The organism is Corynebacterium lubricantis DSM 45231 (genome assembly GCF_000379425.1).
Classification (GTDB): domain Bacteria; phylum Actinomycetota; class Actinomycetes; order Mycobacteriales; family Mycobacteriaceae; genus Corynebacterium; species Corynebacterium lubricantis.
This window is the reverse complement of the sequence record NZ_KB902236.1, coordinates 96553-117086: the sequence shown is the minus strand read 5'-3', so window position 1 is coordinate 117086 and position 20534 is coordinate 96553. Positions and strand designations below refer to the sequence as shown.

18 protein-coding genes and 1 tRNA gene are annotated in these 20534 nt (G+C 58.6%); 14 read left to right on the top strand and 5 right to left on the bottom strand.

Going from position 1 to position 20534, the window contains the following annotated elements; translation table 11 throughout:
- Positions 1-852, bottom strand: a complete 852-nt coding sequence (locus tag A37O_RS0112915; RefSeq protein WP_026196374.1) for an HAD family hydrolase — start codon at positions 850-852, stop codon at positions 1-3.
- A 381-nt stretch (positions 853-1233) separates the two neighbouring features.
- On the opposite strand from A37O_RS0112915, the gene ssd reads away from it, so the two are divergent.
- From ssd to A37O_RS0112880, 7 genes are all read left to right on the top strand, one after another.
- Positions 1234-2292 (top strand): septum site-determining protein Ssd, encoded by a 1059-nt coding sequence (gene ssd / locus A37O_RS0112910; RefSeq protein WP_026196373.1) that lies wholly within the window; start codon positions 1234-1236, stop codon positions 2290-2292.
- Complete coding sequence (locus A37O_RS0112905; protein ID WP_018297924.1) at positions 2289-3449, top strand: TadA family conjugal transfer-associated ATPase; 1161 nt, start codon at positions 2289-2291, stop codon at positions 3447-3449. The genes ssd and A37O_RS0112905 overlap by 4 nt, the downstream gene beginning before the upstream one ends.
- On the top strand, positions 3449-4216 hold the full coding sequence (locus A37O_RS0112900; protein ID WP_018297923.1) for a type II secretion system F family protein: 768 nt from the start codon (positions 3449-3451) through the stop codon (positions 4214-4216). The genes A37O_RS0112905 and A37O_RS0112900 overlap by 1 nt, the downstream gene beginning before the upstream one ends.
- Positions 4216-4806, top strand: a complete 591-nt coding sequence (locus tag A37O_RS0112895; RefSeq protein ID WP_018297922.1) for a type II secretion system F family protein — start codon at positions 4216-4218, stop codon at positions 4804-4806. The genes A37O_RS0112900 and A37O_RS0112895 overlap by 1 nt, the downstream gene beginning before the upstream one ends.
- 43 nt (positions 4807-4849) lie before the next feature.
- The gene (locus tag A37O_RS0112890; protein WP_018297921.1) at positions 4850-5068 is read left to right on the top strand and encodes a DUF4244 domain-containing protein; all 219 of its coding nucleotides are present in this window, start codon (positions 4850-4852) and stop codon (positions 5066-5068) included.
- Positions 5069-5142: 74 nt separating this feature from the next.
- The gene (locus A37O_RS0112885) at positions 5143-5436 is read left to right on the top strand and encodes a hypothetical protein (protein ID WP_018297920.1); all 294 of its coding nucleotides are present in this window, start codon (positions 5143-5145) and stop codon (positions 5434-5436) included.
- A complete protein-coding gene (locus A37O_RS0112880; RefSeq protein WP_018297919.1) occupies positions 5433-5756 on the top strand; it encodes an Rv3654c family TadE-like protein in 324 nt (107 codons plus the stop codon). Before A37O_RS0112885 ends, A37O_RS0112880 begins: the two co-directional genes overlap by 4 nt.
- Here the strand turns inward: A37O_RS0112880 and A37O_RS0112875 are convergent.
- Positions 5753-8098 carry a DEAD/DEAH box helicase gene (locus tag A37O_RS0112875; protein WP_018297918.1) on the bottom strand — a complete coding sequence of 782 codons (2346 nt, stop codon included), beginning with the start codon at positions 8096-8098 and terminating at the stop codon, positions 5753-5755. The two genes, A37O_RS0112880 and A37O_RS0112875, sit on opposite strands and share 4 nt — an antisense overlap.
- A gap of 251 nt (positions 8099-8349) precedes the next feature.
- On the opposite strand from A37O_RS0112875, the gene cspE reads away from it, so the two are divergent.
- Complete coding sequence (gene cspE / locus A37O_RS0112870) at positions 8350-8553, top strand: transcription antiterminator/RNA stability regulator CspE (protein ID WP_026196370.1); 204 nt, start codon at positions 8350-8352, stop codon at positions 8551-8553.
- 84 nt (positions 8554-8637) lie between these two features.
- On the opposite strand, the gene A37O_RS0112865 is transcribed toward cspE, so the two are convergent.
- The gene (locus tag A37O_RS0112865; RefSeq protein ID WP_018297916.1) at positions 8638-9264 is read right to left on the bottom strand and encodes a DedA family protein; all 627 of its coding nucleotides are present in this window, start codon (positions 9262-9264) and stop codon (positions 8638-8640) included.
- A gap of 309 nt (positions 9265-9573) precedes the next feature.
- Between A37O_RS0112865 and topA the strand changes: the two genes are divergently transcribed.
- A complete protein-coding gene (gene topA, locus A37O_RS0112860) occupies positions 9574-12537 on the top strand; it encodes a type I DNA topoisomerase (RefSeq protein ID WP_018297915.1) in 2964 nt (987 codons plus the stop codon).
- Positions 12538-12540: 3 nt separating this feature from the next.
- A complete protein-coding gene (locus A37O_RS0112855) occupies positions 12541-13272 on the top strand; it encodes a lysoplasmalogenase family protein (RefSeq protein WP_018297914.1) in 732 nt (243 codons plus the stop codon).
- A 17-nt stretch (positions 13273-13289) separates the two neighbouring features.
- Here A37O_RS0112855 and A37O_RS0112850 read toward each other — a convergent pair whose 3' ends face one another.
- Positions 13290-14816 carry an adenylate/guanylate cyclase domain-containing protein gene (locus A37O_RS0112850; RefSeq protein ID WP_026196369.1) on the bottom strand — a complete coding sequence of 509 codons (1527 nt, stop codon included), beginning with the start codon at positions 14814-14816 and terminating at the stop codon, positions 13290-13292.
- 64 nt (positions 14817-14880) lie between these two features.
- Between A37O_RS0112850 and A37O_RS0112845 the strand changes: the two genes are divergently transcribed.
- The 3 genes from A37O_RS0112845 to adhP all read left to right on the top strand — a co-directional run bounded on the left by A37O_RS0112845 (position 14881) and on the right by adhP (position 17457).
- Complete coding sequence (locus A37O_RS0112845) at positions 14881-16089, top strand: DNA polymerase III subunit delta' (protein ID WP_033378217.1); 1209 nt, start codon at positions 14881-14883, stop codon at positions 16087-16089.
- A gap of 65 nt (positions 16090-16154) precedes the next feature.
- Positions 16155-16227: transfer RNA gene (locus tag A37O_RS0112840), tRNA-Thr, on the top strand.
- A 192-nt stretch (positions 16228-16419) separates the two neighbouring features.
- On the top strand, positions 16420-17457 hold the full coding sequence (adhP, locus tag A37O_RS0112835) for an alcohol dehydrogenase AdhP (protein WP_018297911.1): 1038 nt from the start codon (positions 16420-16422) through the stop codon (positions 17455-17457).
- 111 nt (positions 17458-17568) lie between these two features.
- On the opposite strand, the gene A37O_RS0112830 is transcribed toward adhP, so the two are convergent.
- Positions 17569-19233 (bottom strand): AMP-binding protein, encoded by a 1665-nt coding sequence (locus A37O_RS0112830; RefSeq protein WP_018297910.1) that lies wholly within the window; start codon positions 19231-19233, stop codon positions 17569-17571.
- 304 nt (positions 19234-19537) lie between these two features.
- Here A37O_RS0112830 and A37O_RS0112825 point away from each other — a divergent pair, with 304 nt between their 5' ends.
- Entirely contained in the window at positions 19538-20386 is an 849-nt protein-coding gene (locus tag A37O_RS0112825) for a GDSL-type esterase/lipase family protein (protein WP_018297909.1), read from the top strand.
- Positions 20387-20534: the final 148 nt, after the last annotated feature.

Genomic DNA, 20534 nt, shown 5'->3' with positions numbered 1-20534 from the left:
CTACGCGGGCCGCCCATCGCGTAACTTGTGGGCAACCCAGAGCCCGCCCACCGCGATCGCCGTGATGCCTGCGATGACGCCCGCGCCGATGCCGACCTCCTTGGCATTCGGGGTGTGGATCAAAGGCTCGGGATGCTTAAAGGTGCGGATCTCCCACGAGTTGTCCAGGGCATGCTTTTTCATGGCACGGTCGGGATTGACGGCAACGGGGTGGCCGACTTTTTCCAGCATGGGGATATCGGTTGCGGAATCGGAGTAGGCATAGCTATTTGCCAGGTCGTAGCCGTTCGCCTCGGCGAGCTCAGTGATGGCGTCTGCTTTCGCGTCGCCCTTGAGATAGCTCACGATATTGCCCGTAAATCTGCCATCGACGACTTCGAGTTCGGTGGCGGCGATGCGTGAAATCCCAAGTTCCACGGCGATCGGTTCCACTAAGTGGCTTGCCGACGCCGAGATAATAATGACTTGGTGACCTGCAGCTTTGTGGAACTTGATCAGCTCTCTGGCCTCGGAATAGATGGCGGGGGTGACCACATTATGCATCGTCTCGTCGGTGATGCGGCGGACTTCGGCGACTGACCAGCCGGCGACCATGTTGGTGAGTTGGTCGCGAGTGGTATCCATCTGCTCGCTGGATAATCCCGTAAACATATAGGACGTTTTGGCCAGGTAGAGTTCGAGCGCTTCCTGCTTCGAGATCAAGCCCTTATTCATGAATTCTTTGCCGAAGGCGAAAGCCGAAGACGTGGCGATAATCGTTTTATCGAGATCGAAGAACGCGGCGACAGGTCGACGCGCCAAATCAGTACTCGGACTGTTTGGCACGTGTGACTGAGCCTCCTGGGGGGTCATGGGGCTAAGTCTAACCTCATGCATCTGTGAAAGTTAAGTGGCTGAAGTGAGTTTTGAGGTTTGTGCTGTGGTGGGTCATGAAGTGTGTGGAAAACCTCATCAAAGGCGAGCAAGTGATGCTATGGCGAGTCTTGTCAAAATTTAAAGCACTGTGCAATAATCGGGCGTGCAAGGCCCCGATATACAGTGTGGCCTGCTCCGGTCCTCCCCCCGAGGCCGGGTTATTGGACGGTCCGCGCACACCCCCCCCGAGGCGCGGACCGTCCCTTTTTTGAGCTACTCTCCACAGTTTTTTGATGAAGCGACACCAAAAACCGGGGTTATCCACAGATAAAAGCCGGGGACCAGCGCAAACGTTGCCTCGCTGCGATAGTCAAAGGCATGACACCAGAGACATCTCCCGTGCTAATTGCCGTAGACAGTCCTACCTTGCACCCCGAGGCCATCCATGTCGCAGCTGCCACCGGTCGCCCAGTTATTGATGCACGAGATGCCGCCACCGTTCAACGCCACGCGATGAACGCGCATGCGATCTTGGTGGACGTTTCCCGGGCGCTTGAATTGCCTGGTACCCAATCGCTGAATCAACGCCGTGGCGGGCGCTATTTCATTGCAGACAACCCGGCCACGATAGATTTTGAAGTGGCAATGAGATCCCATGCAGATGAGGTATTTGTGCTGCCCGCCCAACTGGGAGAGCTCCTAGCCGCCATTGGGCAGCACACGAGCGACCCCGAGGCATCTTCTAGTGCCGGCACCGTGTTGGCGGTGACGTCCTCTGCGGGAGGCGCAGGGTGCTCCACCTTTGCCGCAGCATTGGCGCTGGAAGCTGGAGAAAGCTTCGAGCCAGTCCTTGTTGATGCGCAGCGTTATTCCGGTGGCGTGGACCTATTATTTGGCATCGAGGAGACAACAGGTGCTCGGTGGGGTGAAATCTCTTTTGGGGAGGGAGACATTCACCGTGGCGATGTGAGGCAGGCATTGCCTCTCACGCCTACCGGTGTGGCAGTGCTGACGTCGCCGCGCACCAAGATTAATGCACCGCTCTCCCTCGGCCAGGAAGAAGTAGACAAGGTGGTCACGCCTTTGTCGACCAGTGGGCTTACTGTGGTGGACACCCCGCCCGGATTAATTCCCTCGAGATGCGATGGCGTTGTGGTGATTGTTCCACTCGAGGTGCGCGCTGCGGCTGCTGCCGCGCGCATTGTCGCCGAGTGTCGTGCTTCCTCCTTGGAGGTTTTTGCTGTGGCGCGCCACCGAGACTGGTCGGGTATGACGGTGCCTGAGTTAGAACGCATCACCAGTACCGATGTGTGCGCGGAGATCACCACAGTTGCTCGATTGACGAAAACCGTCGAGGTGTCAGGACTACCGGCGAAGCTGCCGAAAGTGCTCAAGCGTGCTGCTCGCGCGGTATTAACACAGGTAGGTGTCGCATGACCTCACCAACGCTTGACCGGGACATGATGGAAAGGATCCATCAACGATTAGCTGATGAACAGGTGCGAGATGAGCCCGCCAAGTTAGCGGCACTCATCCGCGAGGAAGCAGTGGTTATCAGCGACTTGGATGTCCTCGACATTATGCGCACGCTCCGCCATGACTCGGTGGGAATCGGCCAGCTCGAATCCCTGCTCGGGATCGACGGGGTCACTGATATCTGTGTCAACGGTCCCTCTGCAGTTTTTATTGACCGCGGGCAAGGGCTCGAACCCGCCGAAGTGTCTTTCGCGGATGAACAAGAAATAAGAAAGCTTGCTGCTCGACTGGCGTCAGCTTGTGGCAGTCGACTCGATGATGCGCAGCCTTTTTGCGACGGCCACCTCACCCGAGAAGACGGGACGATCATTCGTGTACACGCGGCCTTGGCCCCGCTCGCTGCGAACGGCACCTGTTTGTCTCTGCGGATCTTGCGCAGCGCGACCACCACATTGGACCAGCTCGTAGAGAAGGGAACAGCTCCAGCAGAGCTTGCCGACGTCCTGCGTGGTCTGATCCGAAACAAGGTGTCGTTCCTTGTCGTCGGCGGCACCGGAACCGGCAAGACCACCATGCTGGGAGCCTTGCTGGCGGAAGTACCACCCGCAGAGCGCATCATCGCCATAGAAGACACCGTGGAACTTTCCCCGCCACACCCGCACTTAGTCAGCCTGACAACCAGAGGGGCAAACACCGAAGGCACGGGCGAAATCAGCATGAGTGACCTGTTGAAACAGGCTCTTCGGATGCGCCCGGATCGCATCGTCGTGGGCGAGATCCGAGGACGAGAAGTCGTCGACCTCTTAGCAGCGCTAAACACCGGCCATGAAGGAGGAGCCGGAACCGTTCACGCCAACTCTTTGGCCGAGGTGCCCGCGCGCATGGAAGCGCTGGGAGCACTGGGAGGGCTAGGAGCAACGGCCTTGCACGCCCAATTGGCAGCAGCCGTCAAGGTCGTCATAGTCATGAAAAGGACGTCGGGAGGAAAACGGGTAGTTGATCAGGTGGGGCTGTTGAGAGGCACCCCGGTCATCCCTGAAGTGTGCTGGGAATCCGAGCACGGCTCCCTCCACGCATTTGCCGAACTCATGGAATTAGCGGGGAGGGGAGCAAAGTGATGTTTGGGCTCCTCGCATGTGCAATCTTGGTCTATCCGGGTGGCGTTGCTGCGCGCGTCGAACAGCGCAGACTGAAAATCTCTTCGCGGGCCATCATCAGCCTTGCTGTGATTGCTTTCGCCGTCATTGCCATCGTGGCTGATCGGGTCATGGTAATTATTTCGGGATGCCTGGCTGCGCTGACTGTGCTTTATGTGATCAGCAAAGGTCGGCAGATAAAAAACGAGGAAAGGATCCACAGCCTAGTCGCGGATTACCTAGGCCATCTGCTTGCAGATATCCGAGCAGGCGCGACTCTCTCGCATGCCTGCGCCCACGCGTTGGCAGAGGTACCTGCGGGAGCCCCTGCGATAGTTCGCTCAGACTTGAGCCAGTTGAGCAACCACGTTGCTCACGGCGGGAACGGGGCCGACATCCTGGCCACGTCTTCGGTCGCCGAGCTGCGAAATCTTGGCACGATGTGGGCGTTGACCGAATCCCACGGTCTGCCCATTGCCACGCTGCTGGGAAATAACCGCGACAGAATGGATAAAGCAACAAGGCACCGGCGCGCCACCGCGGCAGCATTAGCAGGACCCAAGACCACCGCATCGGTGTTGGCAGCATTGCCCTTGGCAGGGATTGGAATGGGCATGATGATGGGTGCCAACCCGGTCGGGTTTCTCACCACAACACAGCTCGGAGGCGTCCTGCTTCTCGTCGGAACAGGGCTGACCTGCGCCGGGATTATCGCATCCCACGTCATCATGGCACGGGCGGCAAGCTAATGAATATTGCATTCCTGCTCATTCTCGGTGCCGCTCTGTGCGTACCCGCGCCAATTCCCGCAGTGCGGATAACTCCGATAGTCAATAACGGACGGACTTCGAAAACACCGCGGGACGGGCCGGTGGACTATTTCCAGATCGCCGCCGATATCGAACTCTTCTCGGCCTGTCTCCGCGCCGGCCGATCAATTACAGCGGCGGTAGACATCGTCGCAGCTACCTACACTGCTGCTCACGACAACAGCTCACCAGCCACTCAACAGTTGGCAAGCGCTTGGCGCACTGCATCCTCGCTCCACGCTCTCGGCGCTACAACCGACACCGCATGGCAAGAACTAGCCACAATACCCGGGCTGAAAGAAGTAGCGGCACTAGTCAAGCTTTCGGCGACCTCGGGGGCCAGCCTTGCCGATGGATGCGCGCGCATCGCCATATCGCTTCACGACGATGCCGCTGATAATTCCACCGCCCGCGCAGAGCGCGCCGGGGTACTGATCAGCATCCCGCTCGCTCTCTGTTTCCTGCCCGCCTTTTTCGCCCTCGGCCTCGCTCCAGTAGTGATCAGCCTGGGAGCGGAGCTCATGTCCTAACTACCTACTCACGTTCAAATTCCACCTCAAAGGAGAAATGACAATGAATCTCACACATTACGCCATCAAAACCCGGATCTACCTGGCTAAACGTCTCCGTGAAATAGACAATGACCGCGGGATGTCGACAATTGAATACGCCATGGGCTCATTGGCGGCGGCAGCGCTTGCCGCTGTCTTGTACATGGTGATCAACGGCAATGGAGTAGTCGATGCCATCGAAGGCATTATCACCGATGCCCTGTCCAACACTCCGGGTTAACGACACTTCCGGAAGCGAGTGAATACGATGCCTGAAAATACTGCGAAAACTAGTGGGGGAAGGAGTTGAAATCCATGCTGCGAGATGAGCGTGGCTCCGTAACCGTCGAGGCGGCTTTGTCACTGGCCACGCTCATGATCGTCGCGGCTGCCCTCGTTGCGGCCTGTGCGACGATGGCAGCCCAGATTGCCGCGACAGATATCGCCGGCGCCGCCGCTCGAGCCCATGCGATTGGCGTGGACTACACGGCGGAAAACGCAGAAATAGTAGTCAGCGAATCCGGCGGGATTGTCACCGTGTCCGTCACGAAACCAGCTGCGATTGGAAAGGTCACCGCACAAGCGAGTTACCCCGTGGAGTACCGATGAAAAGTCCGCTTCTAGACGATCGCGGATACGCGACTATTGCCTCAGTCGGCATCATCGCGGCGCTAGCAACACTCCTAATTGCCATCGCTGGGATCGCGCAGCACACTATTACCGCGCACCGAGTCAGAACCGTCGCCGACCTCGCGGCGATCGCCGCGGCGACGGCGCTGTATGAGGGCTTCGATCCATGCTCCACAGCAGGCCAGACCGCCGAACTCAACGCTGCAACTGCCATCGGATGCAGATCAGAAGAATCCGATGTCGTCGTGACGGTGCGACTCGGGCGTGCGGAATCTCAATCCCGGGCAGGTCCGCTCTAATCCATTGGCTGCGCAGTCATCGTGACCAGTGCACCGAGCAATTTCAGCGCAGCTTGCTTATCTAAGGGTTGGTTTCCGTTGCCGCATTTGGGCGACTGAACACAACTCGGGCATCCTGATTCGCACGCGCAGGAATTGACGGTCTCATACGTTGCGGTCATCCACTCGTGGAATCGGGAGAACCCTTCGTCGGCAAAGCCGGCCCCGCCAGGATTGCCGTCATAGACAAACACGGTGGGCAACATCGTGTCCGGATGCAGAGCAGTAGAGACTCCACCGATGTCCCATCGGTCACAGGTAGCCAGGAGAGGGAGGAGTCCAATCGCAGCGTGCTCAGCAGCGTGAAGCGCACCCGGGATTTCTCCTGCAGCGATGCCCATTTTCTCAAGCACCAAAGGATCGATGGTGTAGGCCACCGCACGTGTGATCAACGTTTGCTCAGGTAGTTCCAGCGGAATATGGTCGCTGATTGTCCCGTCGGACAATCGGACCACGTAGCCCGTGACGTGATCGGTGACTTCGACATCAACATTGGCGACCCAAAGCCCCGGAGAGAAATTGACTAAGCGTTCTGCCTCTCCAAGGATGCTGATCTCTGTAGTCGAGCGTGCCTGTGTGGAATAGTCAGGCATCTCAGGTTTTGCCAGCGCAACGTAGTTCTCAAGGTCGAGTTCCTCAATAACGAAGTATTCGCCCTGGTGGATATATACGGCTCCGGTATGCACTTGGGAGGCGGCGCGGGCTGAATCGACAGTGCCTAATAGCCTTCCGTCGGAAATATCCACGATCATCACTTGTTCGCCAGATCCACCACGAATAGAGACCGAGGAATGTGCCGTTTCTGGACTGATCTCTCCCTCAAGTTGAGGGACCGCAAACCACCCATTGGCGCGCTTTCGCAGAAAACCGCGCCCCACGAGATCGTCGACGACATCCTGGGCATGAAAGATCTCAATATCGGCCTGGCTCAGGGGCTTCTCTACGGCAGCGCAATAGACATGGCCGCGCAGAATATAAGGATTTGATGGATTGAACACGCTGTTTTCTACTGGTTTACCGAGTAGCGCCTCGGGGTGGTTGACCAGGTAGGTATCCATAGGCTCATCGCGGGCGACCATGACTACCAAGGAGCTTTGGCCGCGGCGCCCGGTACGACCGGCCTGCTGAGTAAAAGAGGCGACCGTGCCCGGGAAACCAGCCATGACCACGGCATCAAGACCGCCCACATCGATGCCCAACTCGAGCGCATTGGTAGTGGCGACACCGAGCAAATCACCATCGTCGAGACGGCGTTCTAGCTTGCGGCGATCCTCCGCGAGGTAACCCGCACGATAGGATGCGATCCGGCTGGCAAAGTCGGCGCGTCCAGCGACGACAAGTTCCTCGGATGCTCGCATTGCGACGATTTCAGCGGCGCGCCGGGAACGCACAAAAGTTAAGGTGCGGGCACCCTCGCGGACGAGAAGAGACATGATTTCTGCCGCTTCCGTGGTTGCGGCACGACGCACGGGAGCGCCATGTTCTCCCTCGGCACCTTCAATGAACCCTGGCTCCCACAACACCACGGTGCGCTCGCCCTTCGGGGCGGTATCGGCGGTAACAGCAACGACATCTCTTCCGCTGAGGCGGCGAGCCTGGCCAGCCGGATCGGCTGCCGTGGCGGAGGCAAAGATGACGACCGGTTCAGATCCATATGCCTGGGCAATACGGAGCAGCCTGCGCAGGACGAGGGCAATATTGGCGCCGAACACTCCGCGGTAGGTATGGCACTCGTCGACCACGATGTATTTGAGGTGCCGAAACAACCGCGCCCACCGCGGATGCGCCGCCAAAATGCCCGCGTGCAGCATGTCGGGGTTGGTGAATACGAATCGGGTTTGTTCGCGGATGCCTGCCCTGGCCTCTGAGGGGGTGTCGCCGTCGTAGGGGGCTGGGTGCACCCCGTGGAGATCGGGAATCTCCTTGATCCGTTGGAGGATGGAGTGCAGCTGATCGGAACCGAGAGCCTTCGTCGGAGTGATGTACATGGCGCATGCGGTGGGATCGTTAGCCAGGGTGGTTAGGATTGGGAGCTGGTAGCCCAGTGACTTTCCAGAGGAAGTACCAGTGGCAATAACAACATCGCGACCAGAGTATGCAGCATCCGCGCACTGAATTTGGTGACGATACGGAAGCGCGATGCCATCGTCGATAAGCGAATTTAGTAACCCCGGGTGTATCCATTCGGACCATGTCGAGAATTCGGCGGGTTGGGCCTCGGAGGTGGTGATGTGGGTGGCCCGTGAACTGGGGAAATGGTGTTTGAGTTCGTCGAGGAGCTCGAAACCAAAAATGTTGGGCACGCGTTTTCCACTCTTTATGGTGTGATAATTCGGTTGGCTTGAGAAGTTTAATTGTAGCTAACTGCGAAATTCTTTAGAGTTTCTGGCATACTTACAGGTGGTCACAGATTCTGTGTGCGCCTACTAGGTGCTCGCGAAGGAACTTTATCCGCGGGCACCAGGTTTAGTTAGACCTGGTGATTCGGAAAGACCCGGAGTCGACAATCGTCGGCACCGCAAATACAACCGGCTACCTAGAAAGGTCTATTAATATGGCTACCGGAACTGTCAAGTGGTTCAACGCTGAAAAGGGCTTCGGCTTCATCGCTCCAGACGACGGCTCGTCCGACGTCTTCGTTCACTACTCCGAGATCCAGGGCAACGGCTTCCGTACCCTCGAGGAGAACCAGAAGGTTGAGTTCGAGATCGGTGAGGGCGCTAAGGGCCCACAGGCTCAGCAGGTTACTGCTCTCTAAGCCTTCGCTTTTCGCGACAATAAATTAAGCACCTAAGCATTGCGCTTAGGTGCTTTTTCGTGCCCGCTTACCTGCGTGACGGCATTAGAGGGTGGAGTAGCCACGACGCTCGTCTGCCCACTCGAACAAGCGCTCCTGCGCCTTTTGAATGAGCGCGCCGACCACGGTGCCCAAGGTGACACCGACAATCATGCCCAGCAGTGGGTTTTGCTGGAACATTGCACCGCCGGCGTAGCCGATCAGGACGCTTTGGAAGGCCCAGATGATCGCGCCGATCGTGTCATAGATGAAAAACATTGCCCAGGGGTAGCGCACCGAGCCCAAGATGATTGTGGCTACCCACCTAGCCCAGGGCAAAAAGCGCGCAACAATAATGGTCACGCCGGCGCGACGGCGCATATTTCTGCGCACCCAGGTCACCGCTTGGCCAGCTTTGGATTCCGGGTCGAGGCGATTGACGAATTTCACGAGCTTCGTGCCCAGCAGGTAACAGATATTGTCACCGATAATCGCTCCAATGATGGCGGCGGATATGACCAACCACACGTTGGGAGATCCGGTGGAACCAGCGAAAGCGCCCGCCAAGTTAAGTACTGTCTCGGAGGGGATGATCGGCATGAGTGCGTCGCCGATGATGAGTAGGACGACCAGCGGATAGAAGATGGGCATCGTCATCAGTGTTTCTACCCACATGACGATTTGATCTGCCACCAGAACCTCCGCTGTGCCTGCTTATGCCTGCTAGTGCCTGCTTATGAATGCCTTTATTAGACTCTATGTCAATAATACGTTCGATGCAGATTTGGGGAGTGGTGTTATTGTCAGTTAAAACCACTTCAAGGTCGTAGCGTTGCGGGTGGAAAAATTACATTTTTTACCCCCAATGCATCTATCCGTGGTAAATCTCGGAATACAGAAGATACGAAAGTGGTGTTCGATAATGTCGTAGTGGTCCCGAATTATGGGCCGAAACTCGGAACTATCGAATGAAGCACCGAATACAAGCGAGGTACACACGCAGTGGCGGAAGGTAACGGGTCGGGCAAGACCCTGGTCATCGTCGAGTCCCAGACGAAGGCTAAGAAGATCCAGACTTATCTGGGCGACGACTACATTGTCGAAGCCTCGGTAGGCCACATCCGCGACCTTCCCGGACGCGCTGCGGATATTCCTGACAAATATAAAAAGGAACCGTGGGCAAAGCTGGGTGTGAACCCCGAGGACGGCTTTGAACCGATTTATGTTGTCAGCCAAGATAAGAAAAAGAAGGTCGCCGACCTCAAAGCCAAGCTGAAGCAGAGCGACAAACTGCTGCTGGCAACCGACCCGGACCGCGAAGGCGAGGCCATCGCGTGGCATCTGCTCGAGGTGCTGCAGCCAAAGGTGCCGGTTGAGCGCATGGTGTTCAACGAGATCACCGAGTCCTCGATTAAAGAGGCCGCGGAAAATACTCGCGAGCTGGATACGGACTTAGTCGATGCCCAGGAAACCCGCCGCATCCTGGACCGGCTCTATGGCTACGAAGTGTCTCCGGTGCTGTGGAAGAAGGTCATGCCGCGACTGTCTGCGGGACGTGTGCAGTCCGTGGCCACGCGCGTCATCGTCGAGCGTGAGCGCGAGCGGATGGCGTTTATTTCCGCTGAATATTGGGACTTAACGGCGACGGTGAACACCGGTCGCGAGGGGACCACAGAGGAACCCGCTGAGTTTGATACCAAGCTGTCCAGCGTGGAGGGTCGTCGCGTAGCGCAGGGTCGCGACTTCACTGACCGCGGCGAGCTGAAGAAAACTAACGACGATGTCTACGTGGTAGACAAGGCGGCCGCAGAAAAGCTGTCGGACGCGTTGGATAAGCAGCCAATGTCCGTGGCAGCGGTGGAAACTAAGCCGTACACCCGCCGCCCCTATGCGCCGTTTATGACATCGACGCTGCAGCAAGAGGCGGGGCGCAAGCTGCACTTCACGTCGGCCCGTACCATGCGTATTGCGCAGCGACTGTACGAAAACGGCCACATTACTTATATGCGTACCGACTCGACCTCTCTGTCGAATCAAGGCTTGAAGGCGGCGCGCGATGCTGCCACAGAGCTGTATGGGGCAAATTTCGTCTCCTCCTCGCCGCGTACCTACGACCGCAAGGTGAAGAACTCCCAGGAAGCTCACGAAGCGATTCGTCCCGCTGGCGAGCGCTTTGCCACGCCAGGTCAGCTGGCCAACTCGCTTGATGCCGAAGAATTTAAGCTCTACGAGCTGATTTGGCAGCGCACCGTGGCCTCCCAGATGGCGGATGCCAAAGGTGAGTCCATGAAGGTCACCGTCGCTGGTACCGCTACCACCGGCGAGGCCGTGGAGTTTACGGCCACCGGTCGCACCATTACCTTCCCGGGTTGGCTGCGCGCCTACTCGGATGGGCAGGACACGAAGGAATCCCACCTCCCGAATCTCGCCCAGGGCGACCCGCTGACTGCGGTGAAGATCGAGGCCGACGGCCACTCGACGAACCCGCCGGCCCGCTACACCGAGGCCAGCTTGGTGAAGAAGATGGAAGAGCTGGGCATCGGCCGCCCATCCACGTACGCCTCGATTATCAAGACGATCCAGGACCGCGGATACGTCTTCGTCCGCGGCAATGCGCTCGTGCCTTCGTGGGTGGCGTTCTCTGTGGTTGGCCTGCTCGAGGACAACTTCGACACCCTCGTTGACTACGATTTCACCTCCTCGATGGAAGATGAGCTCGACGAGATCGCCAGCGGTCGGTCGGATCGCACCGAGTGGCTCAACGGCTTCTACTTCGGCGACGCTGATGCGAACGATTCCATGGCGGAGTCGATTGCGCGCCGCGGCGGTTTGAAGTCGATGATCGAGGGAAACCTCGAATCCATCGATGCTCGCCAGGTGAATTCGCTCAAGCTTTTCGACGATTCCGAGGGCCGCGCCGTCAACGTGCGCGTTGGGCGCTACGGTCCCTACATCGAGCGCCAGGTCGGCATTGACAACGAGGGCCAGCCGGAATACCAGCGCGCCAACTTGCCGGAATCCGCGACCCCCGACGAGGTCACTCTCGAGATGGCCGAGAAGCTCTTCGCCACCCCACAAACTGGCCGTGAGCTGGGGGAAAACCCTGCTAACGGGCGCACGATTGTCGCCCGCGAGGGCCGCTATGGCCCATACGTGACCGAGCTGGTTCGCGAGGATGAGAAGGAAAAGGCCGTGGCCGAGGCGGAGAAGGTTCTCGCCGAGGAGCGCGCCGCCGAGGATGCGCAGCGCGCCGCCGAAGGCAAGCGCGCGAAGAATTGGGAGACCAAGACCGCCGAGAAGCAAAAAGAAAAGCGCATCGGGGAGCTTGTCGACGAACGGCTCATGCCGAAGACGGCCTCCCTGTTTAGTTCGATGGAATCCGCGACGATTACCCTCGACGAAGCACTCAAGCTGCTCAGCTTGCCACGCGAAGTGGGCGAGGACCCCGCAGACGGCGAGATGATCACTGCCCAAAATGGCCGGTACGGGCCGTACTTGAAGAAGGGGACGGATTCGCGTTCCCTGGCCAATGAGGAGCAGATCTTCGAGATCACTCTCGACGAGGCGCGACGCATCTACGCCGAGCCGAAGCGTCGCGGACGTGCGGCTGCGAAGCCACCGCTGAAGATGCTGGGAGACAACGACGTCTCCGGTAAGCCAATGACGGTGAAAGACGGACGCTTCGGCGCTTACGTCACCGATGGTGAAACGAATGCCTCGCTGCAGCGCGGCGACACTCCGGAAACCATGACCGACCAGCGCGCCAACGAGCTGTTGTCGGCGCGTCGCTCGCGTGAAGCCGAGGGCGGGTCGACGACGAAGAAGACCACCAAGAAGGCGGCGAAAAAGTCGACTTCCAAGACTTCTGCGAAAAAGACCACTAAAAAGGGTACTAAGAAAACAACTGCAAAAAAGCCTGCCCAAACGACGAAGCGAGTAGTCAAAGCAGGCTCAAGGAGGAAATAGGACATGCCACAGGAACTCGGCTACGGAGAATTCGCGCAGCGCACCAACCAGGGGATTGAGGCTTTTGTCTCGTCCGTGAAAAAGGTCAACGATCGCCCTGAGCGGATCGCCTTTCTCGGTGTGACTGAGTTGACCTGCTGGGCACGCACCTTCGGGTGGGACAAGGTGACCCGGGTCATCGAGCCATTGATCCTTCCCCTCCTCGCCGGTGAAGCCGTGCGTTCCTCAGAGAGCACGAACCAAAAGGTCGCGCTCGGGGCAGGCCTAGCAGCCGGAGCGGTCGCCTCCGTCGAGCAGGCACGCGTCCCAGAAAATCCAAGTGGCTTAGGTGTGGCAGCCGTTGTGGGAAATCAAGCTGGTTTCATCACACGCCTCGTCGATAAGCGTGCTGCAATCTCGGCCCCGAGTGCCATCGCCGCTGCCGGCGTGCTGGCCGCCGGAATTGGCCTTGCTGCCTGGAAAAACCCGAAGCTGGTGCCTGCCACCGCGATCGGCGGCGCGGCCACAGTGGTCACCGCGGCACTTGCTAACGACGAGCGCTTCCGCACCACGACCACTGAAGAAGCCGGAATCAGCCACGGCGCGAACCTGATGGTGCTTGCCGAGGGCGCTCGCGTTGTGCGCAATACCGTGTTCAAGGGCAAAAAGGGCCTGGGTGTGCGACTGCTCGAGGCGTGCACCACCGGTATGCAGTCCGTCGGTCAGATGCTGTTGACCGACGGAGTCGCCAAATAACTTCGTTATTTGGGAAATTAGGAACGATCCGCCAGCGTGGCGCGCACCGGGCGCGCCAGCTGGGTCATCTTGTGGCGACCACGTAGCTCGATGGACTTCAGTAGCGTCCAGCGCGCCTGCTCCACCTCGTTTGCGCCGCGCAAAGTAGCCGCGTTCGTGAGCACGCCACCCGGGGTGTCTTTGGCTAGGTCGGTCAGGCGCGCGGCGGAGTTCACGGCATCGCCGATGACGGTGTATTCGAAGCGATCGTGTCCGCCGACGTGACCGGCAACCACGTGGCCAGCAGCAACGCCGATGCCTGCCTGCAGCTCGAGGCCGCGTAGCTCGGAGCGCAGCTCACGCGCAGCCTGCAGGGCGTGGGACGTGGAGTCATTGAGGTTGAGGGGCGCGCCGAAAACGGCGAGCGCCGCATCTCCCTGGAACTTATTAATCACGCCCTTGTTGCGGTGGACCACATCGACGACGATTTCGAAAAACTCGTTGAGGGCATTGACCACTTCTTCAGGGGTGTGGTTGACCGCGAAGGTAGTCGAGCCCACGACGTCGATGAACACAACCGCGACCTTGCGGTCTTCGCCGCCGAGCTCGGGTTTTTCCTCGAGGGCCTTTTGCGCGACCTCAGTGCCTACGTAGCGACCAAAGATATCGCGCACTCGCTGGCGCTCGCTGAGACCGCGCATCATCTCATTAAAACCGGCCTGCAGGACGCCGAGCTCGGACCCGTCGTAGATATCGACCTGGGTGTCCGTCTCACCGCGACGGACCTTATTGATGGCCTCCTGGAGTTCTTCGATCGGGTCGACGACGCTCATGATGGCGAACATCATGCCCAAGAAGCCCGTGATCAACGCGGTGACCGAGATGGCGACGAGCGCGGGCATGAGCTCGCCCGGATTGCCGTCGAAGAAGCCACTGTGCTGCGCCCAGAGCAGCAACATAACGCCGAAGAGTGGCACTGCCGAGGTCATGAACCAGGTGATCAGCAGGCGGTACTTAATTGGGGGCTCCATCGTGGAGTCCTCGAAATTCCTGGCCAGGGCTTCAGCAGCGATGGGGCGGACCATGCGCTGGGTTTGCAGGTACGTCAGCAACGCGACAATGAGGCACACCAGTGACGTGGAAACGCCCACGACAATGGCGAATTGACCGCCGACACGCGCAGCCGCGAACACAGCGATGATGATTCCAACGACCCAGACCGCAACCACCACGACGGTTTGCCTGATAGGCAAGCGCATCACAAGGTTGCGCACCATGTTGGGGTCGTGTTCGTCAGGGTGGCGCTGCCAGTCTAAGACTGGCCGGACGATGATAAAGGTGGCCACGATACCGACCACCACGGCGAGGACAACATAGACGATGCCCAACGTGGAAATCTGTGAGGCTTCCGAGGCGAACTCTTCGACCTCAGACATAGGGATCAAATACCGGATGAACATCATGACTGCGATGGCGCCCAGCAGGTTAGTTACCAGCACGTTTATGGCGTACATCGGCCACGAAGTGCCCCATAGCCATTTCAGTCCTCGCCACAATCGGTTCATGGTTAGATAGTCTATCGTTTTCGTTAGACACGTTGTCGCGGACCGATGAAGTAGGGTGATTGAGGTGAATACTCGCAGCGTCTCTCAGCGGTTGGCAGACAGCCCTTCAGTGCGAGACACCATTCTTTCCGCCGCGCGCGCCGCTCGTGGTGAGGCCGGCGCCGATGCACATGCGATGACCCACTCATGGTTATTTACCGGCCCTCCCGGCTCCGGGCGATCCAATTCCGCCGTCGCCTTCGCCGCGGCGCTTGTCTGCACAGACCCCGACGAGCCGGGATGCGGCAAGTGCCAAAGCTGCATCGATGCCTTCGGTGATTCGCACACAGATATCGTGCACGTCGTGCCCCAAGAGCTTTCCATTTCCATCGAAACGGTGCGCAATGAAATCATCGCACCAGCAGCTCGCTTGCCGACGATCGCCTCGTGGCGCGTTGTCATCGTGGAAGATGCGGACAGGCTCAGCGCTCCCGCCCGCGACGCGTTGCTCAAGACTGTGGAGGAGCCGCCAGCCTCGACCGTAATTATTTTGTGTGCCCCGTCGACTGACCCGAAGGATTTCTCGCCGACTCTGCGTTCGCGTTGCAGGCACCTCTATATCCCGCAGCCTTCGATGCGTGAGGTGATGCGGATCCTGATGGAGGAGGAGGGAGCGTCGGAAAGCGATGCTCAGTTGGCTGCCGCAACGTCGCTGCGCCACATCGGGCGCGCTCGCGCGCTGATCCGCAATGAGGTGATCCAGAATCGTCGCGCCCAGGTGATTCAGCTTGCCGAGCTAATCTTCCACGGGGATCAATCTTTCCAAGCCGTCGGCGCGCTGCTGACCGCGATTAAGAAGGAATCCGAGGAGGCGCACGCTGAGCGGGACACAGAAGAGCGTGAAAAGCTTGAGCAGGCCCTCGGCATGGGCGCTAAAGGCAAAGGAGCCGCAAAGGCGCTCAGCGGTGCCTCTAAGGCGGTGAAGGATCTGGAGACGCAGCAGAAGAAGCGCGGCACTCGTCGTCAACGCGATGCCATGGATCTCGCGCTAGTGGACTTCGCCGGGGTCTACCGCGATGCGTTGATCCTGAAAGCCGGGTCTCAGTTGCAGCTGACGCATCCCGATTTCGAGGGGTTGTCACGCGAGATCGCCGAGAAGGTTTCCGTCGAGGGGCTCGTGGCCTGTCAAGATGCGATTGAGAAATGCCGGGTGCATATTTCCCAGTCGGTGGGTCCGCAGATCGCGTTTTTCGGCATGATCGGGGCGATCCGCAGGGCCTGCAAGGTGAAATAACCTGCGAGTTTTAAAGATTCGACTGACGTGGGTTAAGCTGTTATCCGCACGTTTCCGTGCAGATTGCCGCTTTAGCTCAGTCGGTAGAGCGTTTCACTCGTAATGAAAAGGTCGCGAGTTCGATTCTCGCAAGCGGCTCAAACAAAACCCCAGGTAGAACATGGTTCTGCCTGGGGTTTCTTTTCATGTTTGGGGAAATGTTCAGTGAAGTCCTTGTCAGTTCCTGAAGTGTGATCTAGGGTAAAAGTATTGCAACTCACTATAGCTTCAGTATCGGGATTGGCCCGATGGTGGGCCAGTGAGAACCAACCCTTACTCCAAGGAGAGCTTATGACCACCGCAGCACCCCAAGAATTCACCGCAGCAGTCGTTGAAAAATTTGGACACGAAGTGACCATTAAGGAGGTTGACCTACCGAAACCTGGACCTTTCCAGGCGCTAGTGAAGGTCATTACATCGGGAATTTGCCATACTGACCTCCACGCATTGGAAGGGGATTGGCCCGTCAAGCCGAATCCACCATTCATTCCGGGGCATGAAGGAATTGGCGAAGTTGTCGAGCTCGGTCCAGGTGACCATGACGTAGCCGTAGGAGATATTGTCGGCAACGCTTGGTTGTGGACGGCTTGTGGCACCTGTGAATTTTGCATTACTGGCCGTGAAACCTATTGTCACCAGGCGGAATACGGTGGCTACACCCAAAATGGTTCTTTTGGGCAATACATGCTCGTGGATACTCGCTATGCAGCTCGCATCCCCGATGGGGTGGACTACCTGGAGGCTGCACCAATTCTTTGCGCCGGAGTCACGGTATATAAAGCGCTGAAGGTTTCTGATACTCGACCCGGCCAATTCATGGTCATTTCCGGTGTGGGCGGACTTGGGCATATTGCAGTCCAGTATGCGGTGGCAATGGGTATGAGGGTCATTGCCGTCGATGTGGCGGACGACAAGCTTGAGCTAGCTCGGAAGCATGGGGCTGAATTCACGGTGAATGCGCGGAATGAAGATCCGGGAGAGGCGATTCAGAACTATACCGAGGGAGGCTCACACGGCATCCTGGTGACAGCAGTGCATGAATCTGCCTTTGGCCAGGCAATTGATATGGCTCGCCGGAATGGAACGATCGTGTTTAACGGCCTGCCACCGGGGGAGTTCCCAGCGTCGGTATTCAACATCGTGTTCAAGGGGCTTACGATCCGGGGATCGCTGGTGGGTACTCGCCAAGATATGGCGGAGGCACTTGATTTCTTCGCCCGTGGTCTCATCAAACCGACGGTTGCTTCGTGTTCGCTGGACGAAGTCAATGACGTATTTGAGCGGATGCGCGCAGGAAAGATCGACGGCAGGATCGCGATCCAGTATTAAGGGCGTTCTGAGCGTGGTCGATTCTAGAATCGACCACGCTCAGAAATGGGAGCTTTTAGGTCCAGAGCGACGGGCTTAAAAAGTGCATGGTCGATTCTGGTCCAAGCGCAATTAGTCCTCGCGCACTGATTCCGGCAGGAAGCGTGGGACGACCTTGCCCACTGCGTTGCGAGGCAGCTCGTCAACGAAGTTCACGTCGCGTGGAATCGAGTGGTTGGCCAGGTTGTCTCGCACCCAATCGCGCACGGCATCGGCGGTGAGGTTGCGGCCGGCCTCGTCGTCGCTACGCACGATCCACACCGCGATGCGGGCGAAGGTCTTCTCGTCGTCGACGCCGCCCGCGTAGAGGTCGGCGATGCCTGGCATGGGCTCCAAAATGTCGGAGACGGAAGCCGGGTAGACATTCTCGCCGCCCACGATGATCATGTCGTCGACGCGGCCGAGCACATGCAGGCGCCCCTGCTTATCGAAGTAGCCGAGGTCGCCCATCTCGACGAGGTCGCCGATCTTCACCAGCTTCGTATTCGGGTTGGAGTAGCCCACCAGTGAGGTGGAGTTATTGAGGAAGATGCGGCCAACGGAGCCCTGGGAGACTTCCTGGTCGTTGTCGTCGTAAAGCTTCAGTACGGTGCCCGACGAGATGTGGCCGGCGACGGTCGGGTCGGCCGCGACCTCCTCAGCCGAGGCTGCCGCGGCGAGGGTGAGCTCGGTGGAGCCGTAGATGTTCGCCAGGATGGGGCCGAAGCGGTCGTTCATGGTGCGCACGATCTCGGGGGTGAGCGCGTGGCCCGCGGAAGCGATGAACTTCAACGAAGAGGTGTCGTATTTCTCGTTGTCTTCGAGCTCCAGCATCTGCTTGAAGAAGATCGGCGAGGAGACAAGCGCGTCGCACTTGTAGTTGACGATCTGCTCGAACACCTTGCGCGGGTCGTAGTGACGCTGGGTGACCACGGTGTTGCGGGCGCCGAAGGCGATGTTTGTCGCCGACCAGCCCCAGGTGTGGAACATCGACGCGCTCATCTGCACGGTCATACCGGCGCGCCACGGGAGCTTCTCCAGCAGGCCGGCCAGCACGAGGGGGAGCTTCGGCTCGGGGCGCAGGATGCCCTTCGGAATGCCGGTGGTGCCCGAGCTCATCAGGACGATATTGCCGTGCTTGGGCCAGACGGGAAGCTTGTAGCCGTTATCCGGTGCGTGCACGATTTCCTTGACGGAAGGGTAATCCGTGTGTGGCTGCGAGGTGTGCGCGTAGCCGACGGTGAGACCCGGGTAGTCGGTGGGGATGCGGTCGGCGAATTCGTCGTCGACAAGCAGCACATTGATGTTATTTTCCTCGATGCAACCGAGGATCTGCTCCGGCGAGGAACCGACATTGAGTAGGTACAAGGTCGAGCCGGCGTAGCCCTTGGCGGTCATGGGCAACAGGATGCCGCGGCCATTGCGGGCCATGACACCGATGTGGAGCTCGTCGAGGCCCTCGCGGTCCTGGACCTCAAGGAACCACTTCGCCAGGCGCTTGGATTGGTCGCGCATCTGGCCATAGGAGAGGACACCGTCGTCGTCGATAAGCGCATTGCGATGCGGATTCTGTGCGGCACCTTGCTCGATCTCTCGGGCGGTGGTGAACCAGTAGCGCGCGAGCGTGCCGGGCAAGGTTGCGGCTGCTACGGGGCCGCCTTCGCTTCCGACGATGCCGGAGCGGACTACTGCGGGCACGAACTTGGCGAGCGCCTGCGCGTTGAAGGCGATTTTGCCCAGAGGGGAAAGTGTCGACATAAATTTCCTTGGATTGCGGGTCGGGCACGAAACATGACACGAAAACATGACACGGTGATTATCGGTATTGGTTTCCAAAGTGTTGCATATTTCCCGGCTGCGGGCGAGAATTTTCTTTTGGAACTCAAAACATATTCCATGACAACATAGATGAATGTGACTAAAGTTACCAATGTTGTTACAAGCTTTCTCGCCTAGATGGCTCCCAGCGTTTGCACTGAGTTGGTCATGGCGTTTAAGGTTCCCATGAACACTCTTTTATGAAATTCGTACGTACTTGACGGAAAACAAGAAAGTGGGCTCTATGCTGTTCTCAGCTTCCCGCCGCAAAATCGTTGCCCTCGTCGCGGTCCTGCTTGCTGCTATCGGCATGGTGGCCGCGCCTAACGCGCCAGAGGCGAACGCGCAGAATCGTAACCTGGTCATCTTCGGCGACTCCTGGGTCTCTGATCCCACCGTGCCCGAATGGGCCGCAGGCAAACTCGGCCTCGACCCACGTGGTTCCTCCGGCGTGGACACCTGGTGTCCGACCAGCAACACTAGCTTCGGCAAGGTTGCTGCCCGTCAGCTCGGCCTGGCTGCACACGACTACTCCTGCACCGGAACCGTCACCATTTCCCAGGGCCCGAAGCTGTCCACGCAGGTCAACCGTGCGGTCAGCGAGCGGGGGCTGAACGCGGGCACCGAGCGCGTGCTCATCTCCCTTGGATTCAACGACACCTACAACAATGACAATCTGCCGGATTCCGTCGTGCGTGAGCGTTTCGTTAACTACATGCGCCCACAGGTTGCCCGCATCCGCGCAGCCGCTCCGAACGCGCGTATCCAGTTCGTTGGCTACCCACAGATCAGCGATGGTCGCGGCAACGTTTGCCTCTTCCACGTCGCTCCCAATGTTTCGGACACCACGCCTTTCCAGAAGATCGGCGACTGGGAGGTCCTGGGCCAGTGGATGCTCGTTGACGCGGCCCGCGCCACCGGTTCCGAGTTCATTGACCTGAAGCCGTCCACCAAGGACAACAACATGTGCGCCCCTGATCACAGGCGCATGTGGGCTGGCCTGGTTGATTTCTACGCAGGCCCTGGTCACATGCCGTTCCACGTCAATCAGCGTGGCCATAACCACGTCGGAGCTGTCGTCGCAGCAAGCTAAAAAGACGCTTTACGACGACCGCCTCGCCGCCCATCCCCGCACCGCTGGGGGTGGGCGGTTTTGTGATTGGTATGACGATATTCGATTTCGGGGATTATCTTTCGTTACACTGGGAGTATTGAGTGTGTGACCTAACCAACGAGTTGAT

Excerpts from the sequence above, each read along its gene's own strand:
- A37O_RS0112895 (WP_018297922.1), top strand. The coding sequence starts at position 4,216 with ATGAATATTGCATTCCTGCTCATTCTCGGTGCCGCTCTGTGCGTACCC.
- A37O_RS0112885 (WP_018297920.1), top strand. The coding sequence starts at position 5,143 with ATGCTGCGAGATGAGCGTGGCTCCGTAACCGTCGAGGCGGCTTTGTCA.
- adhP (WP_018297911.1), top strand. The coding sequence starts at position 16,420 with ATGACCACCGCAGCACCCCAAGAATTCACCGCAGCAGTCGTTGAAAAA.
- ssd (WP_026196373.1), top strand. The coding sequence starts at position 1,234 with ATGACACCAGAGACATCTCCCGTGCTAATTGCCGTAGACAGTCCTACC.
- A37O_RS0112850 (WP_026196369.1), bottom strand. The coding sequence starts at position 14,816 with ATGAACCGATTGTGGCGAGGACTGAAATGGCTATGGGGCACTTCGTGG.
- cspE (WP_026196370.1), top strand. The coding sequence starts at position 8,350 with ATGGCTACCGGAACTGTCAAGTGGTTCAACGCTGAAAAGGGCTTCGGC.
- A37O_RS0112915 (WP_026196374.1), bottom strand. The coding sequence starts at position 852 with ATGACCCCCCAGGAGGCTCAGTCACACGTGCCAAACAGTCCGAGTACT.
- A37O_RS0112900 (WP_018297923.1), top strand. The coding sequence starts at position 3,449 with ATGTTTGGGCTCCTCGCATGTGCAATCTTGGTCTATCCGGGTGGCGTT.
- A37O_RS0112880 (WP_018297919.1), top strand. The coding sequence starts at position 5,433 with ATGAAAAGTCCGCTTCTAGACGATCGCGGATACGCGACTATTGCCTCA.
- A37O_RS0112830 (WP_018297910.1), bottom strand. The coding sequence starts at position 19,233 with ATGTCGACACTTTCCCCTCTGGGCAAAATCGCCTTCAACGCGCAGGCG.
- A37O_RS0112905 (WP_018297924.1), top strand. The coding sequence starts at position 2,289 with ATGACCTCACCAACGCTTGACCGGGACATGATGGAAAGGATCCATCAA.
- A37O_RS0112825 (WP_018297909.1), top strand. The coding sequence starts at position 19,538 with ATGCTGTTCTCAGCTTCCCGCCGCAAAATCGTTGCCCTCGTCGCGGTC.
- A37O_RS0112890 (WP_018297921.1), top strand. The coding sequence starts at position 4,850 with ATGAATCTCACACATTACGCCATCAAAACCCGGATCTACCTGGCTAAA.
- A37O_RS0112855 (WP_018297914.1), top strand. The coding sequence starts at position 12,541 with ATGCCACAGGAACTCGGCTACGGAGAATTCGCGCAGCGCACCAACCAG.